The following is a 5,894-nucleotide window of genomic DNA, read 5'->3' on the forward strand; positions in this document are numbered from 1 at the left end:
CTCCAAGCGCTTCGAGCGCGGCGTCGACCCGACCATCCCGGAGGCCGCGGCCGACCGGGTGGCCGAGCTGCTCACGACGTACGGCGGGGGCACCATCGATCCCGGCGTGACGAAGGTCGGGAGCGCTCCGGCGATGCCGACGGTGCGGATGCCCTACGAGCTCCCCGAGCGGATCGCCGGCATGCCGATCAGCAGCCAGGACGTCGTCGCCGACCTCCAGGCGGTCGGCTGCACCGTCGACACGGACTCCGAGGGCGTCAGCGTGACGCCTCCGCCGTGGCGGCCCGACGTCACCGACCCCTACGACCTGGTCGAGGAGGTCGTGCGCCTGGCCGGCTACGACCGGATCCCGTCGGTGCTGCCCAGGGCGCCGGGCGGCCGGGGGCTGACTCGCGCCCAGCTGTTGCGTCGGCGCGTGGGGCGGACCCTCGCCGGTGCCGGTTGGGTGGAGGTGGTCGACTTCCCGTTCGTGGGCGAGGCCGAGCTCGATGCGTTGGGGATCCCGGCCGGTGACCCGCGCCGCGGCCTCCTGCGCCTGTCCAACCCGCTCTCGGCCGAGGCGCCGGCGATGACGACGACGCTGCTGCCCGCCCTGCTGCGCACCGCCGCCAGGAACGTCGGCCACGGGGCCGGGTCCGTCGCGATCTTCGAGACCGCCAGCGTCACCCTGCCCCGCGCCGCCGGCCCGGCGCCGATCCTGGCGGTCGACCGGCGGCCCACCGACGCCGAGCTCGACGAGCTGGTCAAGGCGCTGCCGGACCAGCCCCTGCACCTCGGCCTGGTCGCCACGGGCGACGCGGTGCCTGCCGGCTGGTGGGGCACGGGTCGCCCGGTCGAGTGGTCGGACGCCGTCGAGGGCGTCCGGCTCGTCGCCGACGCCCTGGGTCTCGAGCTGACCACGCGTGCGGCGGCCGTGGCCCCCTGGCACCCGGGCCGGTGCGCCGAGCTCCTGCTCGGCGACGTCGTGGTCGGTCACGCCGGTGAGCTGCACCCTCGCGTCTGCACCACGGTCGGCCTGCCACCGCGATCGGTCGCCGCCGAGGTGGACCTCGAGGTGCTGCTCGAGCGCGCCGTGCACCTGCGCCAGGCCCCTTCGTTCTCGACCTACCCGGTGGCCAGGGAGGACGTCGCGCTGATCGTCGACGAGTCGGTCCCGGCCGCCGACGTGGAGTCGGCGCTGCGTGAGGGCGCGGGCGAGCTGCTGGAGTCGATCCGGCTCTTCGACCTCTACACCGGCGACCAGGCGGGGCCGGGCAGGAAGTCGCTCGCGTTCGGCCTTCGCTTCCGGGCGCGGGACCGCACGCTGACCGAGCACGAGGCGGCGGCCGCCCGCGACGCGGCGGTCGCGCTCGCCGCCGAGCGGACCGGAGCCGTGCAGCGCGCCTAGGTGCGAGGCGTTGTCGGTTTCCCCGGCTCGCCGGGGAAACCGGCACTTCTCAGCCGATGCAACGCCCTGGAAGTGCATGGATCGGCTGAGGAGTGTTGCTGGTGTGACTCTTGGTTCCCGCTGAACCACCAGCGACCGTGACCGCGCAGTGGGCGGTCAGTTGATCGGCTGGTGGATGACCTTGCGGAAGTGGTCGACGATCTGCAGGTCGCCGGCGAGGTGGATGGTGGCGCCGTCGCCGCGGCGCCAGAGCCTGGCCAGCAGGGTTGCCGCGTCGGCGCTGATCACGGCGTCCGGCTCGGTCCCCGGGGGCTGGATGACCCGGATGTCGTCGTCGTCGTAGTGGACGTCGTCCTTGGGGTCGGTGCCGCGGAACCGACCGAGCTGGACCCAGACGGACTCACCGGTGTCGGTGATGTCGATGCGGATCCGGTGGTCGAGCGGGCTGAACGAGCCCCACTCGGGTGAGGCGCCGTACATCACGTCGAGGACCTCCTCGACCCCGTCGGCGGCCAGGGCCGTGTCGAGCGGCGTCACGTCACCGGCGGTCTGCTCGGCGTCGAGCCGGTGGATCAGGGCCTCGTGGGCCTGGCGGCGGAGCGTGAACCCGACGGTCTGCTCCGCGGACCAGGTCCATGCCTCGTCGCCGGGGTCGGCCTGCTCGAGCTCGGCGACCAGCGCGGTGGAGTACTCGTCGAACGCCTTCAGCAGGTCGTCGTAGGCGGTGGGCCGCTCCGGGCCGTCATCGTCCTCGTCGGGCCCGAGTGGCCTGGTCCTGATGATCTTGCCCCAGAACCACTGCACCTCGGCGAGGTGCCAGAGCAGGTCGGCGGCATTCCAGTCCGGGCATCCGGGGACACGCGCTTCGGGGTCGCAGGTGGAGAGAACGTCGCGGAAGCGTCGTGACTCGGAACGGATGTGTTCGAGATAGTCAGGGAAGTCGAGTCTCGCCATGCGCCGAACCTAGCGGGCCGCACCGATGGTCGTCACCCGTTGGCCCTCACCGCGTGGCACGGGCTGGACCGCCCGAACATGAACATACGGAGATATGTATAGTCATGCACATGACGTCGAAGCGGGTCGCAGTCGCGGGCGCGAGCGGGTACGCCGGGGGCGAGGTCCTCCGGCTGCTCCTGGGCCATCCGGAGGTCGAGATCGGGGCGCTGACCGGGCACTCCAACGCGGGGGAGCCACTCGGCGCGTTGCAGCCGCACCTGGTGCCGCTGGCCGACCGGGTCCTGGAGAAGACCGCGGTCGAGACCCTCTCCGGCCACGACGTCGTGTTCCTCGCGCTGCCGCACGGACAGTCCGGAGAGCTCGCGGCCCAGCTGGGCGGGGATGTCGTCGTCATCGACTGCGGGGCCGACTACCGGCTCACCGATCCAGCGGCCTGGGAGGAGTTCTACGGCGGCGAGCACGCGGGCTCCTGGCCCTACGGCCTGCCTGAGCTCCCCGGCCAGCGCAGGCTGCTCGCGGGCGCGACCCGGATCGCCGTACCCGGCTGCTACCCGACCATCTCGACCCTCGCGATGGTGCCGGCGGTCGCCAACGGGTTGGTGGAGCCCGACGTCGTGGTCGTCGCCGCCTCCGGTACGAGTGGCGCGGGCAAGGCGGCCAAGCCCCACCTCCTCGGCAGCGAGGTGATGGGCAACGCCAGTGCCTACGGCGTCGGGGGAGTGCACCGCCACACCCCCGAGATCGTGCAGAACCTCTCCGCGCTGGTCGACGGGACGGTCTCCGTCAGCTTCACCCCGCTGCTGGTCCCGATGCCGCGCGGCATCCTCGCGACGGCGTCGGCCCCCCTCGCGGCGGGCAGCCGCGACCTGACGGCGACCGAGGCGTACGACGTCTACGCGAAGTCGTTCGCCGACGAGCCGTTCATCCATCTGCTCCCGCCCGGGCAGTGGCCGCAGACCAAGTCGGTGCACGGCTCCAACGCCGTCCACCTCCAGGTGACCGTCGACGAGACAGCCGGTCGCCTGGTGGCCGTCGGGGCGGTCGACAACCTCGCCAAGGGCACGGGTGGCGCGGCCGTGCAGTGCATGAACCTCGCGCTCGGGCTCGACGAGACCCTCGGCCTGTCGACCGTGGGCGTCGCGCCGTGAGCGTCACGGCACCGCGCGGATTCCGGGCCGCGGGTGTCGCGGCCGGGCTGAAGTCCGGAGGCGCCCTCGACCTCGCCCTGGTCGTCAACGACGGCCCGACCCACGACTCGGCGAGCGTCTTCACCGCCAACCGGTGCAAGGCCAACCCGATCCTCTGGAGCCAGGAGGTGGTCAAGGACGGGACCGTCCGGGCCGTCGTCCTGAACTCCGGTGGAGCCAACTGCTACACCGGCCCCGACGGGTTCCAGACCACCCACGCGGTGGCCGAGCGGGTCGCCGACCGCCTCGGCATCGGGGCCGTGGACGTGGTGGTCTGCTCGACGGGGCTGATCGGCCTTGCCAACCCGCGACAGAACCTCCTCGACGGCGTCGATGCCGCCCACGGCTCACTGGACGACGCCGGCGGCGACGACGCGGCCACCGCGATCATGACCACCGACTCGGTCCCCAAGAAGGTCGTGGTCGAGGGGGACGGGTGGTCCATCGGCGGCATGGCCAAGGGTGCGGGGATGCTCGCCCCGCAGCTGGCCACCATGCTCGTCGTGCTCACCACCGACGCCGTCGTACCGGCGGCCGAGCTCGACGATGCGCTGCGCGCGGCCACCCGGGTCAGCTTCGACCGCCTCGACTCCGACGGCTGCATGTCGACCAACGACACGGTCACCGTGATGGCGAGCGGGGCCAGCGGAGTCACGCCGACGGCCGAGGACTTCACCGGAGCGCTCACCCGCGCCTGCACCGACCTCGCCATGCAGCTGCTCAAGGACGCCGAGGGGGCCGATCACGAGATCGCGATCACCACGCTCAACGCGGCCAGCGAGGACGACGCGGTCGAGGTGGGCCGCAGCGTGGCGCGCAGCAACCTGTTCAAGGCGGCCGTGTTCGGCAACGACCCCAACTGGGGGCGGGTGCTGGCGAGCATCGGCACGACCGGTGCTGCCTTCGACCCCGCCGACCTCGACGTCGCGATGAACGGCGTCTGGGTCTGCCGCCAGTCGACCCCGGCCGAGGACCCCGCCACCGTCGACCTCACCGGCCGGCAGGTCGAGGTGACGATCGACCTCAAGGCGGGCTCGGAGCGGGCCACCGTCTGGACCAACGACCTCACCCACGCCTACGTCCACGAGAACAGCGCCTATTCCTCATGACCGCTCCGACGACCGGGGGAACCCCGACATGAGCCGACCCGACCCCGCCAAGGCCCGCACCCTCGCCGGTGCTCTCCCGTGGCTGATGCGCTACCACGGCAAGACCGTGGTCGTGAAGTACGGCGGCAACGCGATGACCGACGAGACCCTGAAGCAGGCGTTCGCCGAGGACATCGCGTTCCTCCGGTTCGCCGGCTTCCGCCCGGTCGTCGTGCACGGCGGCGGCCCGCAGATCTCGGAGATGCTGAACAAGCTCAACATCGAGTCGGAGTTCAGGGGCGGGCTGCGGGTCACCACCCCCGAGGCGATGGACGTCGTGCGCATGGTGCTGGTCGGCAAGGTCCAGCGCGAGCTGGTGGGGCTCATCAACGAGCACGGCGCGCTCGCGGTCGGACTCTCCGGCGAGGACGCCGCCCTCTTCCGCGCCGAAGCGACCAACACCTTCGTCGACGGTGAGGAGGTCGACCTGGGCCTGGTGGGCGAGGTCGCGGAGGTCCGCCCCGAGGCGGTGCTCGACATCGTGGAGGCGGGCCGGATCCCGGTCATCTCCAGCGTTGCCCCCGACGCGGACGGTCTCGTCCACAACGTCAACGCCGACACCGCCGCCGCCGCGCTGGCCATCGCTCTGAAGGCGGAGAAGCTCCTCGTGCTCACCGATGTCGAGGGCCTCTACAAGGACTGGCCCGACAGCGACGAGGTGATCCAGGAGATCAACCCCGACGACCTGGACAAGCTGATGCCCAGCCTCGCCAGCGGGATGGTGCCCAAGATGACCGCCTGCCTCAAGGCGGTTCAGGGCGGCGTCGCCCGGGCCACCGTGGTCGACGGCCGCGAGCCGCACGCCGTACTGCTCGAGCTGTTCACCGACGAGGGCGTCGGCACCCAGGTGCTGCCCGGCGTCCCGATGCGGACCAGGAAGGCACACGACACATGAGCAACACGTGGAAGGACCGCTACGCCGGGGCCCTGATGAACGCCTTCGGCCCGCCGAAGCTGGTGCTCACCCGGGGCGAGGGTGCGCGGGTGTGGGACGAGGACGACAACGAGTACCTCGACCTGTTCGGCGGGATCGCCGTCAACGCGCTCGGTCACAACCACCCGACCCTGGTCGGGGCCGTCCACGACCAGCTGTCCACGCTCGGGCACATCTCGAACTTCTTCGCCAGCCGGCCCCAGATCGAGCTGGCGGAGAGGCTGCTGGACCTGCTGCTCGGTCCGGCCACGTCGAGGTCGACCGACGGTCGCGTCTTCTTC

At 71.8% G+C, this 5,894-nt stretch carries 6 protein-coding genes; 5 read left to right on the top strand and 1 reads right to left on the bottom strand.

The genetic code is table 11. From position 1 onward, the window contains the following. Positions 1–1,387: phenylalanine--tRNA ligase subunit beta (locus VFN12_RS04160; RefSeq protein WP_325117330.1), on the top strand; the 1,387-nt coding region annotated here is incomplete at its 5' end. A 156-nt stretch (positions 1,388–1,543) separates the two neighbouring features. Here VFN12_RS04160 and VFN12_RS04165 read toward each other — a convergent pair. Further along, entirely contained in the window at positions 1,544–2,341 is a 798-nt protein-coding gene (locus VFN12_RS04165) for a maleylpyruvate isomerase family mycothiol-dependent enzyme (RefSeq protein WP_325117331.1), read from the bottom strand. Between the two features lie 104 nt (positions 2,342–2,445). Here VFN12_RS04165 and argC point away from each other — a divergent pair, with 104 nt between their 5' ends. From argC to VFN12_RS04185, 4 genes are all read left to right on the top strand, one after another. Continuing rightward, positions 2,446–3,492: an N-acetyl-gamma-glutamyl-phosphate reductase gene (argC, locus tag VFN12_RS04170; RefSeq protein WP_414690006.1), complete on the top strand. Its 1,047-nt coding sequence runs from the start codon at positions 2,446–2,448 to the stop codon at positions 3,490–3,492. Next, positions 3,489–4,640, top strand: coding sequence for a bifunctional glutamate N-acetyltransferase/amino-acid acetyltransferase ArgJ (argJ, locus tag VFN12_RS04175; RefSeq protein ID WP_325117333.1), 1,152 nt, complete (start codon positions 3,489–3,491; stop codon positions 4,638–4,640). The genes argC and argJ overlap by 4 nt, the downstream gene beginning before the upstream one ends. Before the next feature lie 28 nt (positions 4,641–4,668). Then, the gene (gene argB / locus VFN12_RS04180; protein WP_325117335.1) at positions 4,669–5,574 is read left to right on the top strand and encodes an acetylglutamate kinase; all 906 of its coding nucleotides are present in this window, start codon (positions 4,669–4,671) and stop codon (positions 5,572–5,574) included. Then, a partial coding sequence (locus tag VFN12_RS04185) for an aminotransferase class III-fold pyridoxal phosphate-dependent enzyme (protein ID WP_325117336.1) occupies positions 5,571–5,894 on the top strand: 324 nt, incomplete at its 3' end. The genes argB and VFN12_RS04185, both read left to right, overlap by 4 nt.

This window comes from Nocardioides sp., assembly GCF_035703625.1.
In the GTDB taxonomy this organism is placed as follows: domain Bacteria; phylum Actinomycetota; class Actinomycetes; order Propionibacteriales; family Nocardioidaceae; genus Nocardioides.